The 21579-nt window shown below is 70.7% G+C and carries 21 protein-coding genes and 1 pseudogene; 6 read left to right on the top strand and 16 right to left on the bottom strand.

Going from position 1 to position 21579, the window contains the following annotated elements; translation table 11 throughout:
• A pseudogene (locus ACFYX0_RS09135) lies at positions 1 to 105 on the bottom strand (IS5/IS1182 family transposase); the annotation flags it as partial.
• 450 nt (positions 106 to 555) lie between these two features.
• The gene (locus tag ACFYX0_RS09130; protein WP_388968214.1) at positions 556 to 825 is read right to left on the bottom strand and encodes a hypothetical protein; all 270 of its coding nucleotides are present in this window, start codon (positions 823 to 825) and stop codon (positions 556 to 558) included.
• 210 nt (positions 826 to 1035) lie between these two features.
• Here ACFYX0_RS09130 and ACFYX0_RS09125 point away from each other — a divergent pair, with 210 nt between their 5' ends.
• The 4 genes from ACFYX0_RS09125 (at position 1036) to ACFYX0_RS09110 (ending at position 2600) form a co-directional block, all read left to right on the top strand.
• Positions 1036 to 1269: an HNH/endonuclease VII fold putative polymorphic toxin gene (locus tag ACFYX0_RS09125; RefSeq protein WP_388968211.1), complete on the top strand. Its 234-nt coding sequence runs from the start codon at positions 1036 to 1038 to the stop codon at positions 1267 to 1269.
• The gene (locus ACFYX0_RS09120) at positions 1238 to 1735 is read left to right on the top strand and encodes an Imm50 family immunity protein (RefSeq protein ID WP_388968208.1); all 498 of its coding nucleotides are present in this window, start codon (positions 1238 to 1240) and stop codon (positions 1733 to 1735) included. The genes ACFYX0_RS09125 and ACFYX0_RS09120 overlap by 32 nt, the downstream gene beginning before the upstream one ends.
• A gap of 3 nt (positions 1736 to 1738) precedes the next feature.
• Positions 1739 to 2131, top strand: coding sequence for an Imm50 family immunity protein (locus tag ACFYX0_RS09115; RefSeq protein WP_388968238.1), 393 nt, complete (start codon positions 1739 to 1741; stop codon positions 2129 to 2131).
• 241 nt (positions 2132 to 2372) lie between these two features.
• Positions 2373 to 2600, top strand: coding sequence for a hypothetical protein (locus ACFYX0_RS09110; protein WP_388968206.1), 228 nt, complete (start codon positions 2373 to 2375; stop codon positions 2598 to 2600).
• 404 nt (positions 2601 to 3004) lie between these two features.
• Here the strand turns inward: ACFYX0_RS09110 and ACFYX0_RS09105 are convergent, their stop codons facing one another.
• The 5 genes from ACFYX0_RS09105 to ACFYX0_RS09085 all read right to left on the bottom strand — a co-directional run bounded on the left by ACFYX0_RS09105 (position 3005) and on the right by ACFYX0_RS09085 (position 9124).
• A complete protein-coding gene (locus ACFYX0_RS09105; protein ID WP_388968203.1) occupies positions 3005 to 3814 on the bottom strand; it encodes a universal stress protein in 810 nt (269 codons plus the stop codon).
• 422 nt (positions 3815 to 4236) lie between these two features.
• Positions 4237 to 4746 carry an O-acetyl-ADP-ribose deacetylase gene (locus ACFYX0_RS09100; RefSeq protein ID WP_388968200.1) on the bottom strand — a complete coding sequence of 170 codons (510 nt, stop codon included), beginning with the start codon at positions 4744 to 4746 and terminating at the stop codon, positions 4237 to 4239.
• Complete coding sequence (locus ACFYX0_RS09095; RefSeq protein WP_388968197.1) at positions 4743 to 6152, bottom strand: phytoene desaturase family protein; 1410 nt, start codon at positions 6150 to 6152, stop codon at positions 4743 to 4745. The genes ACFYX0_RS09100 and ACFYX0_RS09095 overlap by 4 nt, the downstream gene beginning before the upstream one ends.
• 159 nt (positions 6153 to 6311) lie before the next feature.
• Positions 6312 to 7154 (bottom strand): inositol monophosphatase family protein, encoded by an 843-nt coding sequence (locus ACFYX0_RS09090; RefSeq protein ID WP_388968236.1) that lies wholly within the window; start codon positions 7152 to 7154, stop codon positions 6312 to 6314.
• Positions 7155 to 7300: 146 nt separating this feature from the next.
• A complete protein-coding gene (locus ACFYX0_RS09085) occupies positions 7301 to 9124 on the bottom strand; it encodes a gamma-glutamyltransferase family protein (RefSeq protein ID WP_388968194.1) in 1824 nt (607 codons plus the stop codon).
• A 170-nt stretch (positions 9125 to 9294) separates the two neighbouring features.
• On the opposite strand from ACFYX0_RS09085, the gene ACFYX0_RS09080 reads away from it, so the two are divergent.
• Both ACFYX0_RS09080 and ACFYX0_RS09075 read left to right on the top strand, forming a co-directional pair.
• Positions 9295 to 9537, top strand: coding sequence for a DUF6480 family protein (locus ACFYX0_RS09080; protein ID WP_355924813.1), 243 nt, complete (start codon positions 9295 to 9297; stop codon positions 9535 to 9537).
• Between the two features lie 330 nt (positions 9538 to 9867).
• Positions 9868 to 10569, top strand: a complete 702-nt coding sequence (locus ACFYX0_RS09075; RefSeq protein WP_388968191.1) for a hypothetical protein — start codon at positions 9868 to 9870, stop codon at positions 10567 to 10569.
• Between the two features lie 142 nt (positions 10570 to 10711).
• On the opposite strand, the gene ACFYX0_RS09070 is transcribed toward ACFYX0_RS09075, so the two are convergent.
• The 9 genes from ACFYX0_RS09070 to ACFYX0_RS09030 all read right to left on the bottom strand — a co-directional run bounded on the left by ACFYX0_RS09070 (position 10712) and on the right by ACFYX0_RS09030 (position 21566).
• A complete protein-coding gene (locus tag ACFYX0_RS09070) occupies positions 10712 to 12262 on the bottom strand; it encodes an NCS1 family nucleobase:cation symporter-1 (RefSeq protein WP_388968188.1) in 1551 nt (516 codons plus the stop codon).
• Complete coding sequence (locus tag ACFYX0_RS09065) at positions 12262 to 12513, bottom strand: hypothetical protein (protein ID WP_388968185.1); 252 nt, start codon at positions 12511 to 12513, stop codon at positions 12262 to 12264. Before ACFYX0_RS09065 ends, ACFYX0_RS09070 begins: the two co-directional genes overlap by 1 nt.
• 159 nt (positions 12514 to 12672) lie before the next feature.
• Positions 12673 to 13695: a TIGR03842 family LLM class F420-dependent oxidoreductase gene (locus ACFYX0_RS09060; RefSeq protein ID WP_388968182.1), complete on the bottom strand. Its 1023-nt coding sequence runs from the start codon at positions 13693 to 13695 to the stop codon at positions 12673 to 12675.
• Positions 13696 to 13706: 11 nt separating this feature from the next.
• A complete protein-coding gene (gene hydA, locus ACFYX0_RS09055; RefSeq protein WP_388968179.1) occupies positions 13707 to 15110 on the bottom strand; it encodes a dihydropyrimidinase in 1404 nt (467 codons plus the stop codon).
• Between the two features lie 114 nt (positions 15111 to 15224).
• Positions 15225 to 16067 carry a nitrilase-related carbon-nitrogen hydrolase gene (locus ACFYX0_RS09050; protein WP_311693379.1) on the bottom strand — a complete coding sequence of 281 codons (843 nt, stop codon included), beginning with the start codon at positions 16065 to 16067 and terminating at the stop codon, positions 15225 to 15227.
• Positions 16068 to 16215: 148 nt separating this feature from the next.
• On the bottom strand, positions 16216 to 17775 hold the full coding sequence (locus ACFYX0_RS09045; protein ID WP_355913402.1) for a PucR family transcriptional regulator: 1560 nt from the start codon (positions 17773 to 17775) through the stop codon (positions 16216 to 16218).
• Positions 17776 to 17856: 81 nt separating this feature from the next.
• A complete protein-coding gene (locus ACFYX0_RS09040; RefSeq protein ID WP_388968176.1) occupies positions 17857 to 19140 on the bottom strand; it encodes an aspartate aminotransferase family protein in 1284 nt (427 codons plus the stop codon).
• Positions 19137 to 19976 carry a nitrilase-related carbon-nitrogen hydrolase gene (locus tag ACFYX0_RS09035; RefSeq protein WP_388968173.1) on the bottom strand — a complete coding sequence of 280 codons (840 nt, stop codon included), beginning with the start codon at positions 19974 to 19976 and terminating at the stop codon, positions 19137 to 19139. Before ACFYX0_RS09035 ends, ACFYX0_RS09040 begins: the two co-directional genes overlap by 4 nt.
• 186 nt (positions 19977 to 20162) lie before the next feature.
• Complete coding sequence (locus ACFYX0_RS09030) at positions 20163 to 21566, bottom strand: hypothetical protein (protein WP_388968170.1); 1404 nt, start codon at positions 21564 to 21566, stop codon at positions 20163 to 20165.
• Positions 21567 to 21579: the final 13 nt, after the last annotated feature.

Genomic DNA, 21579 nt, shown 5'->3' with positions numbered 1-21579 from the left:
GCGCCCCGGGTGATCCGTGCGGCGCGGCACGACCGGCAGCAACGGCTCGATCCGCGCCCACAGCTCATCGGGGACGATCCACGGCGGCCGCTCACTCCTTCTCATGTGCAGGCTAACAAGCCATCAGGCACACACATTCCAAGGCGAGTTGCAGCATTCTGTTAGGAGTTCTTACGGCCCCCGGGTGAGCGCTTTGCCGGTGCCCTGATCCCGGGACCGACAAGCCCAGGTCGTCAACTTGATCGCACGTTTGCCCGACCGTCACCCTTTCATGGATGGCATACCTGATGGGCTGTCGTAGAGGTGACAGACGGGGGTCGGGATGGCAATCGAACTGCCGGGGGAAGTGGTGTCGTTCCTCCAGTTCATCGGAGTGAACTGGCCCGAACGTCAACGAGGACAAGGTCCGTGAATTCGCCGCGTATGTACGGGAGTTCGCGCGGAACGTGGAGGACACGCACCAGGACTCCACCGCGACGATCAAACGTCTTGGCGAGGTGTACCAGGGGCGTCGTACGAGGCGCTGCTCGCGAAGTGGGCGCAGCTGTCCAACAGTCACATGAACGAGCTGGTCGAGGCCCGCCACACGGTGGCCACCGCCCTGGATGTCGCGGCCGATGTGATCGTGGCCATGAAGGGCGAGGCGATCGCCGGACTGGTTGTGCTGGCTGCCACGTTCGTTGCGGACCAGGCGGCGGCGGTGGCGACCCTGGGCCTCGCCGAGGCGGCCGAGGCGCTGGTCGTGGAGGCGGCAGAGAAGCTGATGGACTTCCTTGAGCAGCAGCTGGAGCAGTACATCATCGGGCAGGTGATCGAGGCCGCCATGGACCCGTTGGTGGAAGTGGTGGGGAAGGCCGTGTCGGGGCTGGTGTTCCAAACCACCGAATCTGCGCTCAGGGTGTCCGCCGGTGGCGGGAGCACCGGGGCGGTGGGTGAAGGCTTCTCTGTCGACCCCGAGCGGATGCACGCGTACGCGGAGCTGATGCGCGGCCATGCCGAGACGGTGACCTTTCATGCGGAGGCGCTCCGGACCTCATGGACGAGAGCAACCAACCGATCTACTACACCGAGGAGATGTACGAACACCCCAACGGCGAGGACCTCATCGTGTTCCAGGACCACCACTTCGGTCACCAGGAACCCGGAACCCCGGGCCATCAACCCGCGCACGTCCACGTACGACCGATAGACGACACACGTAATGGGCAAGTCCCCGGAGCCAAAGAGCACTATTACTATGACCGTTCCACTCATCCCAGCCGACCCTGAGCCGCTTCGCCGGCTGTACGGCGATTTTCCCGGCCTGGACGAATTCCGCCTCCGTTCCATCAACCTCAACGCGCGCGGACCTGCACTCACACTCCGCGTCGACCTTTCGAGCTTCCCCGAACACCCACCCGAGGAATGGGCAGACAGCGAGTGCAATGTGGTGCAGTGTCACATTGACTTTGCAGCGGTCGAGCGCCTCACCCTGCGGGAGTGGAATCCGTCCGCGACAGTGCAGCTCACCGCATTGACGACGGAAGAACCGCAGAGGGTGGATGTGTCCGTCCAGGGTCCTGGCGTCACACTCGGCTTTCGCAGCCACGAGTCCGTGATCATCCGTCATATCAGCGGTTTCCGCATGACACCTGATGGTTCGGATGAAGTTCCCCACCAGTTCCTCAGTAAGTTCGACGCACGCCGCTTCTCGACGATCCCCCGTACCTACGAAAAGACCTTCTATGCGCGCTGACAACTGGGTTCAACTGCTCACGGAGCCGCACTCATTGCGAGCCTCTATGATTCCCCGCCCGAGCTGAGCGCATGCGCCCTCTTCTATGTCCATCTCGACGAGCGCGCAGATTCCGTGACGCTGGGATTCGATACCTCGCACCTCCCGTCACACCCTCGCCCGGAATGGCAGGAGAAACCCTTCAATGCCTTTGAGTTTCATTTGCAGTTCGAATCCGTTTCAGAACTTCGCGTCGCGGGATGGGCTGCACCAGCGCAGAAGAACATTCTGATGTCTGCGCACGAGACCGGAGGCGTGAGATTTTCGGCGAGCGCGCCCGGATCGCTGCTCGAATTCGCGGCGGACCGGGTCCGAGTCGCGCGGACGCGTACGTATCTCGCCTCGTCAGCACCTTGATGTGGAGGCCAGGACGTTGGTGACGCAGGACCGGGTGGGGTAGCGACGGTTCCATCGACTACACCCAACCCATCACCAGACATCTATTGAGGGACGGCGCCGTGCGCGATGCATGACCTGACGGTGGCACGTGAGCACTGCATTATTGACGCCCTGCTGGCACCCCTGCGCAAGCTGCGCTGCAGCACCACCGGCACCAGCGCGGTCGTCAAGGCCGTCCTCCCCTTGCGGCCGCGTCGGGATGAAGACCCTCATCGACGGGGCGGAAGATGCGCTCCACCGGCGCGGGCTGGGAGTCCAGATCGTCAGCGGCACCGGATACCCCGTGCGACGAACCCTGGTTCTGGACCCGAAGACCTACGCCTACCTCGGCTACAGGGAGCAGTGGCACGGAGCCAAGGACTTCACCGACGTCTTCGCCCGCAAGGCCGCCGGCGTGGTCGACCACCAAGGTCAAAGACCACGCTGAACCGCAGGTGCCGCGGTGGGTGGCGGTGCAAGTCGCGAGGTGGGCGACGGCACCAAAAGGTTGTCCCGCCCTGCGGCTGCGCCAGGGAAGTGCAAAGTCGCAACAACCTCGCGAGCGCCGACCGGGCAGCGGGGGACCTGGCACGGGCCATTCCCCTGCTGGAGGCCCCCTCGCCCAGGGCGCAGATCCTCGGCCACCCATCCCCACACACTGACCAGCCGCAACAACCTCGCTCACGCGCGCCTAGCTGCCCGAGCTGTACAACACGGAAATACAGCACCCTCGATGACTGCAGCGACCCTCAGCAACGCCTACGGCCTACGATATCCGCACCATGGAGGTTCGCTGCCGGCCCGGCAGCCTCCCGCGTCTGGCTCGCCTGACGGCCGTGCGCGCGGCCCTCGTCACGTCCTACCGCGGACGACCGCGACCGGGCAGTGCGCGTGGTGCAGCACCGCCTGGCTCACCGAACCGAGGAGCATGCCCGCGAGGCCGCCGTGCCCCCTGGCTCCGACGACCATCAACTGTGCGCCCCTGCTCGCCTCGACCAGGACCTCGCGGGTCTCGCCGCTCAGCACTTCCTGTCTGACCGTGACGTCCGGATGCCTCTCCCGGCGACCGACGACCGCCTGGGCCAGCAGACGCTCCGCGCTCTCCACGCCCGTACCGGCCGGCGCATAGTCCGGCAGCCACGCATGCGCGGCGATGATCTCGGCTCCCCGCAATGCCGCCTCGGCGAAGGCGAATTCGACCGCGTTCTCATTCTCGGGGGAGCCGTCGACGGCCAGCACGATCGGCCCGGTGTCGTCCGGTTCCTCGCGGACCACGATCACCGGACACTGGCTGTGGGCGGCCAGGGAGACCGCCGTCGAACCCAGCAGCATGCCGACGAAGCCCCCGATGCCCCGGCGGCCGACGACCATGAGATCCGCGGCTCGCGACTCGGCCGCCAGCACCGGTACCGCACCGCCGGCCGTCACGGCATCGGTGACCTCCACCTCGGGCGCGACACTTCGCGCAAGCTCCGCGGAGTCGTGCGCCAGGCTGTCGAGCGGCGAGGGGTCCACCGGCGCATGCACGGGCGCGACCGGCCAGCTGAAAGCGTGCACCACACGAAGCGTCGCTCGACGCCGCTGGGCTTCCCGGGCGGCGTGTACCACCGCCGCGTCACTCGATGACGAGCCATCCACTCCTACGACGATCAGGCTGCCCACTGCTCCTCCATGGTCACAGGCCCGCGCTGGAAATCTCCCGCCTGATCTGAGGGGACACCAGGCCGCGCGGTGTCACGCCCAGCGTGACCCGGCAGCACCACGACAGCGACCCGGGGCAGCCATACGGGTACGGCGATGCACCCTGCGGTACCACGGACGCCCCGTCCGGTCGCAGCTTCCGACACTCCTCCGACACCCTGTGTCGCGGGCGCCCTCCGACATATTTCGCCGCAGGTCAAAGGGCTGAGATGGGTGACCGGCAAGAATCCAAGCGGATGCCGGGTGCAGGTCATCAGGGCGGTCGCGCGGGCGAGCTTGAACTTCCTGGCGAGGTCGGCGGTGGAGGCGTCGTCGTTGTCGGTCTGCTCGTGAGTCGGTAAGGAGGCTCGGACCCCACGGGTCGGTGCCACCGTGGGCGTCCGTCAGCCGAGTTGCCGGGCGAACGCCTCGTACGCCCGGTCGTCGAAGAGGACGAACCGCACCTCTTCGACCGCTGTCGGCGTGTTCCGCACCGTCGACACCGCGATACGAGCCGCGTCGTCCATCGGCCACCGGTACACGCCGGTGGAGATCGCCGGGAACGCGACCGTCCGGGCGCCCAGCTCGTCGGCCACGCGGAGCGACTCCCGGTAGCAGGAGGCGAGCAGCGCGGGATCACCGCCGGAAGCCTGATACACGGGTCCGACCGTATGGATCACCCACTGCGCGTCCAGCTCCCCCGCCGTGGTGGCGACCGCCTGGCCCGTGGGCAGGCCCTTGCCGTAGTGGGACGCACGCAGGTCGCGGCACGCCGCGAGGATCGCGGGGCCGCCGCGCCGGTGGATCGCGCCGTCCACGCCTCCCCCGCCGAGCAGCGAGGAGTTGGCCGCGTTGACGATCGCGTCGGCGCTCTGCCGGGTGATGTCCCCCTGGACCAGCGTGATGGTGGTCATCTCTGTCTCAGCCTTCGCCAGACGGCCTTCGCGGCGTTGTGGCCGGACATGCCGTGCACGCCGGGTCCCGGAGGGGTGGCCGACGAGCAGATGAACACGGCCGGGTGCGGGGTGCCGTACGGGAACAGGGACATTCTGGGGCGCAGCAGGAGCTGGAGCCCGGATGCGGCGCCGGAGGCGATGTCGCCGCCGACGTAGTTGGCGTTGCGGGCGGCCAGTTCGGGCGGGCCCGCGGTGGCGCGGGCGAGGACGCGGTCGCGGAAGCCCGGCGCGAAGCGCTCCAGTTGGCGTTCTATGGCGTCGGTCAGGTCTCCCTGCCAGCCGTTGGGCACATGGCCGTACGCCCAGAAGACCTGCTTGCCCTCCGGCGCCCGGGTGGGGTCGGCGACGCTCGGCTGCACGGTGATGAGGAAGGGCGTGTCGGGTGCCCGGCCCTCCCGGGACGCCGCGCGCAGGGCGGTACCGATCTCCCGGCTGTCGGCGCCGATCTGCACGGTGCCGGCGACGCGCGGCTCTTTCGCGGTCCACGGCACGGGGCCGTCCAGCGCGTAGTCGATCTTGAAGACGCCGGGGCCGTACCGGTACTTGTCGTAGTACCGGCCGAGTCCCGCGATGCGGGCCAGGGCTGTGGGCGAGGTGTCGAAGACGTACGCTCGCGCCGGGGGCAGGTCGTCGAGACGCTTGACCTCGTAGTCGGTGTGCACGGCGCCGCCGAGGTCCTTGAGATACGCGGCGAGCGCGTCCGAGATGGACTGGGAGCCGCCGCGGGCCACCGGCCAGCCGCGGGCGTGCGCGGCCAGCGCGAAGACCAGGCCGATCGCACCGGTGGCGAAGCCGTCGAGCGGGGCGATCACATGGGCGACGAGCCCGGCGAACAGGGTCTTGGCCCGCTCGTCGTGGAAGCGGCGCATCAGCCAGGTCGACGGGGGCAGGCCGACGAGGCCGAAGCGGGCGAGGGTGACCGGGTCCCGTGGGAGGGCGGTGAGGGGCAGGGACATGAAGTCCCGGGCCAGGGCGTCCCAGTGGCGGAGGAAGGGCTCGACCAGTCGGCGGTACGTCCCCGCGTCGCGCGGCCCGAACGAGGCGGCCGTCTCGGCCACGGACCGGGAGAGCACCGCGGCCGTGCCGTCGGGGAACGGGTGCGCCATCGGCAGGTCGGCATGCAGCCATTCGAGGCCGTACCGTTCCAGGGGCAGCGCTCTGAATGCGGGTGAGTTGATGCCGAGGGGGTGCGCGGCGGAACACGGGTCGTGCCGGAAGCCGGGCAGCGTCAGCTCCTCGGTGCGGGCACCGCCCCCGATGGTGTCCCGGGCCTCGAAGATCGCCACGGAGAAGCCCCGGCGGGCCAGCTCCACGGCAGCCGTCAGTCCGTTGGGCCCGGTCCCCACCACCACGGCATCGAGCATCGACGGCACCTTCGGACTCCTTCGTCAGCCGACGGCCACTGACCCTCAGGATATGCCGGGGGTCCGACACCGCAGCGGCGCGGGGCCGATCTTCGAAGGAGGCCAAGGTTCCGTTTTCGGCGCCCGATGCGGCGCCCGCGCCCGTCGGCGCAGGTGGCCTCAGGCGGCGGAGAGCAGCTCCACCACGCGGCGGGCGGTGGCCTCGTCCCGGGCCGTGGTGAAGGGCAGGGTGTTGCCTCCGGTGATACGGAATGGTTCGCCCGCCACCGTGCGGTGGGTGCCGCCCGCCTCCTCGACCAGCAGCAGGCCCGCGGCGTGGTCCCAGGCCGCTTCCCAGCAGAACGCGGTCGCGTCCAGCAGGCCCTGGGCTATGGACAGGTACTCCAGGCCGGCCGAGCCGCACGCGCGCGGGCGGACGCCCTCCGTCTGGAGGCCGAGGAGCGCACGCTGCTGCTCGTCCGTCGTGTAGTACGGGTGGGACGTGGCCACTTCCAGGTCGCGGCCCGGCGTGGGTGAGCCGGAGTGCAGGCGCCGGCCGTTGAGGAACGCGCCCCCGCCGCGAACCGCCGTGGCGAGCTGGTCCCGGGCCGGGGCGAAGGTCCAGGAGGCGCGCACGACGCCGCCCTGGGCGAGCGCGACCAGGGTGCAGAAGCCGGGGTCGCCGTGCACGAACTGGCGGGTGCCGTCGACGGGGTCGACGATCCACACGGGCGCGTCGCCGCGCATCGCGTCATAGGTCGCGGGGTTGGCATGGACCGCTTCCTCGCCCACCACGACCGAGCCGGGCAGCAGCTTGGGCAGCGCCTCGGTCAGATACGCCTCGGCCTTGCGGTCGGCGTCGGTGACCAGGTCGTGAGGGCCGCTCTTCTCGTCGATCTCGTGCGCGGCGAGGCGGCGGAAGCGGGGCATGATCTCGGTGGCCGCCGCCGCGCGGACGGCCTCCTCCACGTCGGACGCGTGGCGGGCGAGAAACTCGTCGATGGTTTCGGTGTCTCCGATCAGCATGCGTCCATCAGAGCACGCAGCACTGACAATCCCCACCGGTTTGGTGTATGCACGATGGAATCAGCGTGAACACCAGGTGCCGGACCCGGCCGAGTGGGCGCCATCCCGTCGCGCACCACCCCGTCGCGCGTCACCTCCACGAGTCAGCGGCCGACCGCGTAACCCTGCATCCCGCGCGGATTGGCCGCCGCCGACAGCACACCGGTCTCCGGGTCACGGGCGACCGCGCACAGCCGACCCTCGGACCAGGCCCCGCCGACCGTGACATCATGGCCGCGCCGGCGCAGCTCCTCGACGACCACGGGGTCCGTGCGGGACTCGACGGTGACGCTGCCGGGCCGCATGCCGCGCGGGTAGAAGGAGCCGGGGAAGCTGTCGTTGTGCCAGTTCGGGGCGTCGATGGCGCCCTGGAGGTCTAGGCTGCCGCGCACCGGCGGGCGCAGGACGGCCGCCAGGAAGAAGTGCAGCTGCCACTGGTCCTGCTGGTCGCCGCCGGGCGTGCCGAACGCGAGCACGGGCACGCCGTCGCGCAGCGCGATCGAGGGGGTGAGGGTGGTGCGGGGACGCCGCCCGGGCGTCAGGGAGTTGGGCAGGCCCTCGTCCAGCCAGGTCATCTGGAGCCGGGTGCCGAGCGGGAAACCCAGTTCGGGCACCACCGGGTTCGACTGCAGCCAGCCGCCGCTGGGGGTGGCGGCGACCATGTTGCCCCAGCGGTCGACGACGTCGAGATGGCAGGTGTCGCCGCGGGTCGCCCCGTCGGCGCCGACGTCCGCTTCGCCGGGCACCGGGAAGGTGGGCCGCTCGGCGACCGTCGGCTCGCCGATCCCCATCGCGTCGAACCCGGGGTCGTCGGCCGCCACGCGCGCGTACTCGCTCAGGCGCGGGACACGGCCGGAGGGAGCCCCGGGGCGCAGTTCGTACGACGCCTTGTCGCCTATCATGACACGCCGCCCGGCGTTGTAGGCGTCCGACAGCAGCTCGCCGAGGGGCACCTCGGCGGCGTCTCCGTACCAGGCCTCGCGGTCGGCCATGGCGAGCTTGCAGCCCTCGATCAGCAGGTGGACGTAGTCGGCACTCCCGTAGCGGGGCAGCTCGGGCGGGAGCAGGGCGAGCTGCTGGAGGAGGACCGGGCCCTGGCTCCAGGGGCCGGCCTTGCACACCGTCCAGCCGTTCCAGTCGTAGGTCGCCGGTGCCTCATAGGTCGCGGACCAGGTGGCGAGGTCGTCGGCCGTGAGGGTCCTGGTGTGGCGCTCTCCGGTCACGTCCAGGGTGGGCCGCCCCGCCTGCCGCACCAGGGCCTCGGCGATGAATCCGGACCGCCACACCGCCCGGGCGGCCTCGATCTGCGCCACCCGGTCCCCGGCCCCGGACACCTCGGCGAGCAGCCGTTTCCAGGTGGCGGCCAGCGCGGGATTGCGCAGCAGGGCGCCGGGCCGCGGCGCCTGCCCGCCGGGCAGATAGACCTCGGCCGACGAGGTCCACTCGGTCTCGAACAGTTCCCGCACGCTCTCGACGGTCTCGCCGACGCGCTCCACGGGCGCGTGGCCGTTTTCGGCGTAGCCGATGGCGTACTTGAGGATGTCGGCGAGGGACTTCGTGCCGTGGTCGCGCAGCAGCAGCATCCAGGCGTCGAAGGCACCCGGGACGGCGGCGGCGAGCGGTCCCCTGCCGGGGACGAGGGTGAGGCCCAGAGCCCGGTAGTGGGCGATGGTGGCTCCGGCGGGTGCCACGCCCTGTCCGCACAGCACCCGCACCTCGCCGCCCGCCGGGGCGAGGAGAATCGGGACCTCACCGGCCGGACCGTTCAGATGGGGCTCCACGACGTGCAGGACGAACGCGCCGGCGACGGCCGCGTCGAACGCCGTGCCGCCGTCCTCCAGCACCGCCATCGCCGACTGCGAGGCCAGCCAGTGGGTGGAGGACACCATGCCGAAGGTGCCCTGGAGCGTGGGACGGGTCGTGAACACGGCGGACTCCTCACCACGGGGACCGGTCCCGTGATCGTACGCACCCGGCTGCCCCCCGGACACCCCCGGCGGAATCGGCCGTTTTGCACGATAATGTTCATACAAGGGGTGCGTACGGGGGTACTCACCCTCGGCAGAACCACATCGATCGGGAGAGTGAGGTGGACGGCATGCGAGACAGGGAGTACGGCGGACCGGACCCCGAGTCGGCGCGGGCCCCTCGCGTGGAGCCGGGCGGGGTTCCACCGGGTGAGACGCCGCCCGCCGAGGGCAGCACCTCGGGTGCGGCCCCGAACGTGGCCTACGACCGGTCCCGCGGCTGGGCCAAGGGCCCACTGATCGCGATCATGCTGCTGACCCTGCTGGTGGCCGGTTTCTTCCTGGCGTACGCGCTGGCACTGATCTTCCGCTAGGGGCATCAGGGCCTGTCGTCACGCACATCCGATGCGCGGGGCGGCGGGTCCGGACCGTCCGCGGCCCGGACCCGCCGACGCCCTTCGACGTCCCGATGCACGGGCCCGCGCGGGGAGTGCCTCGCGAAGGCGTCCGTAGCCACAACTCGCGCAGACATAAAGGGCACACCGTGGCGAGCGCAGCGAAACTCACGGACCGTCAAGGACGGGTCCGTCACCGCCCGGACACGGAGCGAGTTCGCCCTTTCGCCTCACAGGGAGTCATGTGAGACTGGCGTCCCGACCGCAGTGCGGACTCCTTCCGCACCGTCCCCCCACGAGAAGTGGCCCGTGCCGTCTCTGCCTCTGCCGCTCGCTCTGACCGCGCGTCTGCTGCCGGTTGCCGTGCTCGCCTCCGCGGGCTGGGCCATGTCGTCCGGACCGCTCGCCGCGGCCCCGGCCACCAGCGCCGGCAAGTCGGCACAGGGAGCCCAGAACACCCAGGACACGGCGAGCGGCTCCTCCGGGTCCACCTCGCCCTCGGCGCCGCAGGCCACGGCCAAGGCCTACTCCGGCGCGCCCGCGCCGTGCACCGCCCTGGCCAAGGGCACGATCACATCGCTCGTGCCGGGTGCCAAGACGGACGGCAAGGAGATCCCGTCGACGGACTCCACCATCCGGCGCACCTGCTCCTGGAACGCACTCAAGGGCTTCGACTACCGCTGGCTGGACGTGACCTTCGAGATCATGGACTCGGAGGGCACGGCGCAGAAGACGTACACGCAGCGCACCACGGAGAAGAGCGGCGGAGGCCCGGTCCCCGGTCTCGGCGACGCCGGCTACTCGGTGGTGAACCTGACCACGCAGGACAAGCAGCAGACCCGTGAGGGCGTGGTGCTGATCCGCTCGTCCAACGCGCTGGTGTCAGTCACGTACAACGGCAGTGACTTCGAGACGAAGAAGGCGCCCGGCACCGACGAGATCAACAAGGGCGCCATCAAGGCCGCCCGGGATGCGGTGGCCGCGCTGGGCAACGGCGGAAAGCAGAGCTGACCGCTCTTCGAGCGCGGCCCGCCGGTCAGGCAGTGGCCCGCATCGCACGGAGCCTGCGCCAGGGGGCCGGTGCTGCCCCCACCGAAAGATCGGAAAGGGCCTCCGACGCAGGTCAGAGGCCCCGTCCCGAGCGGTTCGCGGTTCAGTTGTCCTGGTTCCGGCTGTGGTTGAGGCTGAGCAGGGTGTAGACCAGCAGGGCGGAGGCCAGGCCGACGGCCCAGCCGTAGTCGGCCAGGGGCTTGAGGAACGGGATGACTCCGTCGGCGGGGAAGGGGCCCTGCTTGACGCCCTTGACGACGGTCGAGTACGAGCCGCCGACGGCCAGGACACCGCCGATCACGAAGGCGGCCACCGCACGCAGGTTCCAGCCGCCGGTGTACCAGTAGCGGCCCTCCGCCCGGTACAGCTCCCCCAGCGCCAGACGGGTACGGCGCACGATCCAGTAGTCGGCCACGAGGATGCCGGCCACCGTGCCGAGCAGACCGCCGACGAAGCCGAGCCACGTGAAGATGTACACGTGCGGGTTGGCGATCAGCTTCCACGGCATGATCAGGATGCCGACCACGCCCGTGATCAGCGCTCCGGTGCGGAAGCTGACCAGTCGCGGCAGCAGGTTCGACAGGTCGTACGCCGGGGAGACGACATTGGCGGCGATGTTCACCGACAAGGTCGCCACCATCACGATCAGCAGCGCGAACAACGCGCCGACGGTGTTGCTCATCTTCGCGCTCAGTGCGATCGGATCCCAGATCGGCGCCCCGTAGACGGCCTGGGAGCCGGACGTGACCAGCACGGACAGGATCGCGAACAGCGTCATCGTGGTCGGCAGGCCCAGCGCCTGGCCCCACAGCTGGGCGCGCTGGCTGCCGCCGAAGCGGGTGAAGTCCGGGATGTTCAGTGACAGCGTGGACCAGAAGCCGATCATGCCCATCAGAGACGGGAAGAACACCTTCCAGAAGCCGTTCCCCCAGCCCAGGCGCGAGGGCTGGTCCAGCAGCGGGCCGAAGCCGCCCGCCTTGGCGGCCATGAGTCCCAGCAGCACCAGCGCGCCGACGATCACCAGCGGCGCCGCCCAGTTCTCCACCCTGCGCAGCGTCTCCATGCCTCGGGTGATGATGGCGACCTCGACCAGCCAGAACACCCCGAACGACAGCCACTGGGTCCACGGCGTGCCCGCTATCGAGCCGGCGTTCAGCCAGCTGTGCCCGAACAGCTTGCCGGCCAGCAGGAAGATGCCCTCCCCGCCGATCCAGGTCTGGATGCCGAACCAGCAGCACGCCACCGCCGCCCGCACCATCGCCGGCAGGTTCGCCCCGCGCACCCCGAACGAAGCTCGCGCGAACACCGGGAAGGGGATCCCGTACTTGGTGCCGGCATGACCGGTCAGCAGCATCGGCCCCAGCACGATCACGTTGGCCAACGCGATCGTCAGCACCGCCTGCTTCCAGTCCATCCCCAGGGCCACCAGCCCCGACGCCAGCGTCCACGACGGGATGCAGTGCGCCATTCCCACCCAGAGGGCGAGATAGTTGTAAGTACCCCATGTCCGGCGCACGATCGGCACGGGAACCAGGTCCGCGTTGGCGAAGCGCGAACCCTCCAGCACCGCCGGATCGGACATGGCGACCCGGCCGTCCGGATACGTCTGCTGCACAACGGCCGGATCGGCCAGGGTTCTTCCACTGGGGGACATCAGGACCACCTCGTCTCGTGAAGACTCATGTGCGGAAGCGGGCTCCCGTATGCCCGCGTTCTCTCTCGTGCGGCCCACAGCGCCGAGAAGTCGTACGTGGTCGAGGTGCGCCTGTCGACGGGGACCGGGAGGCGGTCCTCGCCGGCGTACGGGCCGCTCGGCTGCGGGGAGGCCGGGGCGAACTCCCCGCTGCCGTCGGGGCGGATGACTTGGGCGGCCATCGGTGTGGCCCAGGGAACGGTGTCGGTCATGTGCAGGCCCATCGTGAGGTGAGGTGGGAAACGCCGTGCGGACGGCGCCGATGGGGGGTGCGCGCCCCGGCGGGATCGGCGGGGGCGCCCTTGGCCCCCTCCCCGGGGGAGCGGGAAGGGGACGAGCGGGGACGGGAGGTCCCGAGGACCCTCCGTGGACTAGCCGTTGACCGCCGGGATGACCTGTGACCCGTAGGCGTCGATGACGGCCTCCTGCGCGTCGTGCATGTCGTAGACGGCGAACTGGTCGACGCCGAGCTCACGCAGCGCGGTGAGCTTCTCGATGTGCTTCTCGACCGGGCCGATCACACAGAACCGGTCCACGATCTCGTCGGGCACGAACCGGGTGTCGGGGTTGTCGCTGCGCCCGTGGTGCGCGTAGTCGTAGCCCTCCCGGGCCTTGATGTAGTCGGTGAGTTCGTCGGGTACGGAGCCGGAGTGCGCGCCGTACTTGGCGACGAGGTCGGCGACGTGGTTGCCGACCATGCCGCCGAACCAGCGGCACTGCTCCCGCGCGTGGGCGAGCGCCTCGGGTGAGTCGTCCTCGGTGACATACGCGGGTGCGGCCACGCAGACCGTGATGTCGGAGGGGTCGCGGCCGGCCGCGACCGCCGCGTCCTTCACCGCCTTGACCATGTACTCGGTCAGATACAGGTCGGCGAGCTGGAGGATGAACCCGTCGGCCTCCTCGCCGGTCATCTTCAGCGCCTTCGGGCCGTACGCGGCCATCCACACCGGCAGTCGGGCGCCGGGCTTGATCCACGGGAACTTGACGACCGTGCCGCCGCCGAGGTCGGCCTCCTCGCCGCGGCCGAGCGCCCGGATGACCTTGATGGCCTCGCTGATCCGGGCCAGGGTGTTGGGTTTGCGGCCGGCGACGCGCATCGCGGAGTCACCGCGGCCGATGCCGCAGACGGTGCGGTTGCCGAACATGTCGTTGAGGGTGGCGAACGTGGAGGCCGTGACCTCCCAGGTGCGGGTGCCCGGGTTGGTCACCATGGGGCCGACCGTCAGCTTCTCGGTGTTCGCCAGGATCTGGCTGTAGATCACGAACGGTTCCTGCCACAGCACGGCCGAGTCGAAGGTCCAGCCGTAGCGGAAGCCGTTGCGTTCGGCCCTCTTCATCAGGCTGACGACCCGCGAGGCCGGCGGGTCGGTCTGCAGGACGAGTCCGAAGTCCATGAGCGCCACTCCTAGTTGAGGTACTGACAGGTGGAGCGGGGGGTGTAGACGCCGTGCCCGGCGTGCCCGGTGAACTCCCGCTCGGTGATGACGGGTTCGCCACGGGACAGGACGGTCTCGACCCGGCCGGTGGTGCGCCTGCCCTCGTAGGCCGAGTAGTCGACGTTCATGTGGTGGGTCTCGGCGGACATCACCTGTTCGGCCTGCGGGTCGTAGATGACGACGTCCGCGTCCGCGCCCGGGGCGATGGTGCCCTTCTTCGGGTAGAGGCCGAACATCCGGGCCGGGGCGGCGCAGGCGATCTCGATCCAGCGGCGGCGGGAGATGTGCCCGTCGACGACGGCCTGGTGCAGCAGGTCCATACGGTTCTCGACGCCCGGCAGACCGTTGGGGATCTTGGAGAAGTCGCCCCGGCCCAGCTCCTTCTGACCCACGAAGCAGAAGGGGCAGTGGTCGGTGGAGACCACCTGGAGGTCGTTGGTGCGCAGCCCCTTCCACAGGGCCGCCTGGTGCTCCTTGGGGCGAAGCGGCGTGCTGCACACGTACTTCGCGCCCTCGAAGTCCGGCTCGGCAAGGTTGTCGGTGGACAGGAACAGATACTGGGGGCAGGTCTCGCCGAAGACGTTGAGTCCCTCGTCGCGTGCCCGGGCCAGTTCGGCGACCGCCTCCTGCGCGGAGACGTGCACGACGTACAGGGGTGCCCCGGCGACCTGGGCGAGCCTGATGGCGCGGTGGGTGGCCTCGGCCTCCAGCAGGGCCTTGCGGACCTCGCCGTGGTAGCGCGGGTCGGTCTCGCCGCGGGCCAGCGCCTGCTCGACCAGGACGTCGATCGCGATGCCGTTCTCGGCGTGCATCATGATCAGTCCGCCGTTCTCGGCGGAGCGCTGCATGGCGCGCAGGATCTGGCCGTCGTCGCTGTAGAAGACGCCCGGGTACGCCATGAACTGCTTGAAGGAGGTCACACCCTCCTCGACCAGCAGATCCATCTCCTTCAGCGTCTCCTGGTTGACATCGGAGACGATCATGTGGAAGCCGTAGTCGACGGCGCAGTTGCCCTCGGCCTTGGCGTGCCAGGCGTCCAGGCCCTCGCGCAGGGTGCGGCCGACGCTCTGCACCGCGAAGTCGACGATGGTGGTCGTGCCGCCCCAGGCGGCGGCCCGGGTGCCGGTCTCGAAGGTGTCGGAGGCGAAGGTGCCGCCGAACGGCAGCTCCATATGGGTGTGGGCGTCGACGCCGCCCGGGATCACGTACTTGCCGGTGGCGTCCATGGTCCGCTCGGCCGTGAAGGCCTCGGCGGCCGGGGTGCCGGACGCGGCGAGGGCGGCGATACGGCCGTCCTCGATCAGGACGTCGGCATGGATCTCGTCGGACGCGGTGACGACGAGGCCACCGCGGATGACGGTACGGCTGCTCATGCTGCCTCTGCTCCCTTACCTGGCGTGGTCAACACTGCTGTCGTGGCTGCCGTGCGGGACGGCCGTGGCCGCCGGCCCGGTCGCGAACGGCCGGGCCGGCGGACCCGGTGCCGGTCAGGGAGCGGTCAGCGGCCCGTAGGCGCCCGGTGCCCGGTCCCGGTAGAACTGCCAGCGGTCGCGCACCTCCCGCAGCTTCGCCAGGTCCAGGTCGCGCACGACCAGTTCGGTCTCCTTGTCGCTCGCCACCTCGCCGACGAACTGCGCCTCCGGGTCCACGAAGTACGAGGTCCCGTAGAAGTCGTTGTCGCCCAGCTCCTCGACGCCCACCCGGTTGATCGCCCCCACGAAGTACTCGTTGGCGACGGCCGCGGCCGGCTGCTCCAGCTGCCACAGATAGCCGGACAGGCCCCGGGAGGTGGCCGACGGGTTGAACACGATCTCCGCGCCCGCGAGACCGAGGGCGCGCCAGCCCTCCGGGAAGTGGCGGTCGTAGCAGATGTAGACCCCGATCCGGCCCACCTTGGTGTCGAAGACGGGCCAGCCGGAGTTGCCCGGGCGGAAGTAGAACTTCTCCCAGAAGCCCTTCACCTGCGGGATATGGGTCTTGCGGTACTTGCCCAGGTAGGAGCCGTCCGCGTCGATCACCGCGGCGGTGTTGTAGAGCACTCCGGGCTGCTCCTCCTCGTACATGGGCAGTACGAGGACGAGGCCCAGTTCCTTCGCCAGCGCCTGGAAGCGCTTGACCACGGGTCCGTCGGGAATCCGCTCGGCGTACTCGTAGAACGCCGGGTCCTGGACCTGGCAGAAGTACGGCCCGTAGAACAGCTCCTGGAAGCACAGGACCTGGGCACCCTGCGCGGCCGCGTCGCGGGCCGCCTGCTCGTGGACCTGGATCATCGACTCCTTGTCGCCGGTCCAGGCGGTCTGGAAGACGGCGGCACGGATCACTCTGCTCATCGGGACCTCCGGTCGCTCGGTGTGCGGCGAGCCTAGGAAGGCGGCGGGTCCGGGTTGAGTTGCACCGTGTCACGTCTGACGGCGCACCGCGTTGCACGGTGTCACCCCGGCCCGTGCGCGTTGGTTTCCGGTGTGTTCCCATGGCGTCTCACCCGTGTTGGGCGTCGTGCGCGAGCAGCGCGATGTGCACGGAGGCGGCCTGCTCGAAGTCGTCGAGGTCGACCCCGAGACGGGCCTCGATGGCCTCCAGCCGACGGTAGAGCGCGGGCCTGCTGACGTGGTGCAGCTGGGCGGTGCGGGACTTGTTGCGGCCGGTGGCCAGATAGGTCCGCAGCACGGGCAGCAGCTCCTGCTCGGCGTCGCATCCGGACAACAGCCCGTCCAGCTCCCGTTCGGCGAAGGACTGCACATGCGGGTCGTCGCGCAACAGCCGGATCAGACCGCGCAGATGGACGTCCCTCAGCCGTACGACGGCCGGCAGGTCCTGCGCCGCGGAGTGACCTGCGACGGCGTCGGCCACATGCCGGGCCTCGCGCAGCCCCGCGGGCACCTCCTCCCAGGCGGTGCGCGCATCGGCCGCGGCGACGACCGTCCCGACGGCGCCGGACTCGGTCCGCAGCCGGGCGGCCAGATGCGCGGTCAGCGTCTCGGCCTCCTGGTCCCGGGCGAGGCTGAGCAGGACGGCGGTGGCTCCGTCGGCGAGTTCCGCGACGAGTCCGGACAGCCCCAGCAGCCGCAGGACGCGGTCGAGTGCGGCCGGTTCGCCGTCGCGTACGACGAGGGGGACGAACGCACGGCGGTTGACGGGCAGTCCGGCGGCCCTGGCCCGCGGCAGCAGCTGGCGGGCCGGGACGACACCGGAGACGAGATCGGTCAGCAGGCTCTGCGCGGACTGCTCCTCCCAGGAGTGCGCCGCGCCGCCGAGCATCCGGTGCAGCACCAGGGCCTCGGCCGCGCGCTCGGCGAGCAGACGCCCGATCGGGCTGTCGCCGCGATAGCCGCACAAAACGATCCTGCCCCAGCGCTCGCCGCGCCCGCCCAGCTCGGCGCGGACCCAGCCGTCGCCCTCGCTGCCGCCCGCCTGCCGGGCGACGCGCTCCCAGTCGCGCAGCACATCGTCGACCGCGGGCCGCTCCCCCGCGGTGGCGAGCACCCGGTGGGCGAGGTTGGCGAGGATCACGGGACAGCCGGCGTGCACGGCGATCTCGTCGAGCAGCCGCTGCAGCGGGGCGCCCGCGGTGATGAGCCCGGTCAGGGCCGTACGGACGGCCTCCGACAGGCTCACGGCCGCGAACTTGCGCCGCACCAGCCGGGACTGGACCTCCTCGGTCAGTTCGGCGAAGGGGAAGGGCCGGTGCAGGACCACCAGGGGCAGTCCGCAGCGCTCGGCGGCCCGGCGCATCACGTCCGGGGGCGCGGGGAAGGCACGGCCGAGTCCGAGGACGACGGCCGCGGCCTCCGCGCGGTGCAGGGACCGGATGTACTCGGCCTGCTTGTCGGGGTCGCCGGCGAGCAGCACTCCGGTGGTCAGCACCATCTCGCCGCCGCTGAGCATGACTCCGACATCGGGTGCCTCGGCGACATGCACCCAGCGCACCGGCCGGTCGAGGTGTCCGGCGCCGGCGACCACCTCGGGCTCTCCGGCGAGCACCCGGTCCAGGGTGAGGACCTGGCGTACCGACAGGGCGGGTTCCAGCGCGGTGGTCATGGCGACGTTCCCTTGCTCAGATCATCGACTTGTCGGACACCTCATGACGACGCTGTGGCGGGACGGAGGGCCGACGGGTGGTCACCCGACGCTTCTGAGGGCCCGTTCGAGGATCGCCGCGCCCTCCTCGGCCTCCGCGACGGTGAGTGTGAGCGGCGGGGCGATGCGCAGAACGCTGGTGTTGTGCCCGCCGCCCTTGCCGATCAGCAGTCCGCCCTCACGGGCGGCCTCCAGCACGGCGGCCGCCGCGTCCGGGTCGGCCTCGTCGGTGCCGGGCCTGACCAGTTCGACGCCGACCATCAGGCCGCGTCCGCGCACCTCCCGGACGACCGGCAGCTGTGCGGCGACGGCCCGCAGCCGCTCGATGAGCAGCCCGCCGACCCGCCGGGCGTTGCCCTGGAGGTCGTGCTCCAGCAGATAGGTGAGGTTCGCGAGTCCCGCGGCCATGGTGATCTGGGTGCCGCCGAACGTCGAGATGGAGTTGGCGTCGAGGCAGTTCATGATCTCGGCCCGGGCGACGACCCCGCCGATGGACATGCCGTTGCCGATCCCCTTGGCGAAGGTGAGCAGGTCCGGCGGTCCGCTGCGGCCGTGCGCCTGCCAGCCCCAGAAGTGGTCGCCGGTGCGGCCCCAGCCGGTCTGCACCTCGTCGGAGATCCACAGGATGCCGCGTTCCTGGAGCACGTCCCGGAAGGCCGCGTACAGCCCGTCGGGCGGCGAGGTGAAGCCGCCGACGCCCTGGATGGGTTCGGCGATCAGCGCCGCGGGCGGCCGGCCCTGCCCGAGCAGGTCCTTCAGGTCCGCGACGCAGGCCGCGATGAAGTCGGCGTCGCTCAGGTGGGCGAAGGGGCCCCGGGTACGGACGCCCCCGTGGACGTACAGGGTCCCGAGCGGGGACAGCGAGGTGGGCGACCAGCTGCGGTTGCCGGTGATGCCGACCGAGCTGAAGGAGCGTCCGTGGTAGCTGTTGCGCATCGCCAGGAGCTGGTTGCTGCGCCGGTAGGTGGTCGCGAGCAGCAGCGCGGTGTCGTTGGCCTCGGTGCCGGACGTGGTGAAGAAGACGCGGGCGTCCGGGATGCCGCTCAACCGGGCGATGCGTTCGGCCAGTTCGACCATCGGCCGGTTGAGGTAGAGGGTCGAGGAGTGGATGATCCGCCCCGCCTGCTCGCTCACCGCCTTGGTGACCTCGGGCAGCGCGTGCGCGGTCATGGTGGTGAGGATCCCGCCGAAGAAGTCCAGGTACTTCCTGCCGTCGGCGTCCCAGACGTGGCGGCCCTCGCCGTGGGTGATCTCCAGGGGATCCTTGTAGTAGAGCGCGAGCCACTCGGGCAGGACGTCCCGGTGGCGGGAGTACAGGTCGCTCACGGCTTCACCAGTCCTTCGTACGCGTCGGGGCGGCGGTCGCGGTAGAACGCCCACAGCTGCCGCACTTCTTCGATGAGGTCGAAGTCGAGGTCTCGGACGATCAGCTCCTCCTTGTCGCCGGCGACGTCGCCTACGAACTGCCCACGGGGGTCGACGAAGTAGCTCGTGCCGTAGAAGTCGTTGTCGCCGTACTCCTCGCGGCCCACGCGGTTGATCGCGGCGACGAAGTACTCGTTGGCGACGGCGGCCGCGGGCTGCTCCAGCTGCCAGAGGTAGGCCGACAGACCGCGCGAGGTGGCGGAGGGGTTGTAGACCAGGTGGGCGCCGTTGAGGCCGAGTTGCCGCCAGCCCTCCGGGAAGTGGCGGTCGTAGCAGATGTACACCCCGACCTTGCCGACCGCGGTGTCGAAGACGGGCCAGCCGAGGTTGCCCGGCCTGAAGTAGTACTTCTCCCAGAAGCCGTTGACCTGGGGGATGTGGTGCTTGCGGTACTTGCCGAGGTAGCTGCCGTCGGCGTCGATCACGGCGGCGGTGTTGAAGTAGAGGCCGGACTGCTCGATCTCGAAGACGGGGACGACGATCACCATGCCGGTCTCGCGGGCCAGTTCCCGCATCCGGGCGACCGTGGGCCCGTCGGGCACCGGCTCGGCCCAGCGGTAGTGCTCGGGCTCCTGGACCTGGCAGAAGTATGGGGCGTTGAAGACTTCCTGGAAGCCGATGACCTGCGCGCCCTGCCGGGCCGCCTCCCGGGCGTGCGCCACATGCTTGTCGATCATGGATTCGGTGTCACCGGTCCAGGCCGCCTGGACCAGTGCGGCGCGTACGACGTGGGCCATGATGCCGCTCCTTTGCCTCAAATCCCGGTGAGGACGTCAGCGAGCCTCTACGCCCGTAGAAACAGGTGGTAGAGGCTCGAACGTAAGCCTCCGGGGAGGCCTTGCCAAGACCATCGTCGTCAACCCGCTGAGTCGATCATGTTTCGCACCTGTGCGGGTGAAGTCGTCGGATTGTCGACGGGGTGGTCAGGCGCTGAATCCGGCGACTCTCAGGGCGTGGACGAGGTCCCAGTGCCGCTGGTCGGAGACGCCCCGGGCCGCCTGGAGGAGCAGCGGCAGGATGCGTCCGGGATCCGCCGCGACACTGCGGGCCGCCTCCTCGGGGGTCCGCATACGGACGTAGGCGTCGAGGAGGGCGCCGACCTCACGGTGCCGGCCCTCGGCGCTCAGGCCCAGCACGGCCTCGCCGATCTCGCTCGCCGGGCGTACGACGCCCTGGCGCAGCATCTGCTCCCCGTCAGCGGTGCGGCCCGCCGCGGTGAGCGCGTCGGCGGCGGCGACGAGGCGGTCGGCGGGCAGCGAGGCGGCCTCCCACAGCAGGGTGGCCCAGTCGGCGCCGAGTCCCGCGCGGTGCAGTTCGTCGGCGAGCAGGGGGTAGCGGGCGGCGGGCCAGTGGGCGACCTCGACGAGCAGCGCATGGGCCTCGCCGCTACGGCCCTCGGCACGCAGCCGGGTGAGCGCCGCGACGGTGTCCGCGGTCCTCGGGTCCGTCCGGTCGGGACTCTCCGCCGTGCGCTCCTCGGACGGTGTCCCGGGCGCGGGGTCCGCGGCTCCGGCGAACCGCGCGCCGCGCAGGCCCCGGCGGCCGGGTGCGGGGTCCACAGCGGCGGCTGCGGGGCCCGTGGGCGCCTCCTGGACGTCCATCACCCCGGCGAACCGGGCACTGCCGCGGAGGCGGCGCCTGGGGCGCTGCTTGGCGCTGGGGGCAGGGTCCGCGACGGTGGGCTCCTGCGGGGCGGACGGGTGGGCGCCGTGCGGTGCCGCCGGGTCCGGGCCGGCCGGGTCGGCGGGGTGTGCCTCGCTCCGGAAGGCCGCCCCCGGGGCCCCTGAGGCCCGCGCGTCCTGCGCGGACGGGCGCCGGGCCCGGTGGTCCAGGGCCGCCGTGCGGCGGCGGAGTTCCGCGATACGGGTCGTGGCGCGTGCGTGGTCGTCCCGGGCCCAGGCCAGGTCGACGCGGAGCGACTCGGCCTCCTCCCGGGTCACGGCCGACTCCAGACGGCGGCCGAGCTCGGCCTGGCGCTCGGCCGCGTAGCGCTGTTCGCGGAGCATCACATCGAGCCGGTCGCCGAGGGCGGCCCAGCCGCCCGGCCGGGCGTCGTGCGCGGCGACCGCGGCACGGTGCAGCGCCCGCGCGCGGTCGGACTCCCGGGCGGCGCTCGCGGGCCCGTAGGCCGCGGCGACGTCCTGGAGCAGCGCCTCCACGACGTCCCAGGGCGGCACCTCCCGGCCGGCGAGGCAGGCCCGCATACCGTCGGCATCGCGCTGCCAGAAGACCGCGCACCAGCCGTCGTTCCGGTCGAGCCGCGCCAGCAGCCCGTTCAGGTAGTCCGCGAACTCCCTGACCTGCACCGGGAGTTGTTCCACTGCCATCGCCCAGCTCCCG

It is taken from the genome of Streptomyces sp. NPDC002573 (genome assembly GCF_042889625.1).
GTDB lineage: Bacteria > Actinomycetota > Actinomycetes > Streptomycetales > Streptomycetaceae > Streptomyces > Streptomyces gibsoniae.
This window is presented reverse-complemented; position numbering and strand designations above follow the sequence as displayed.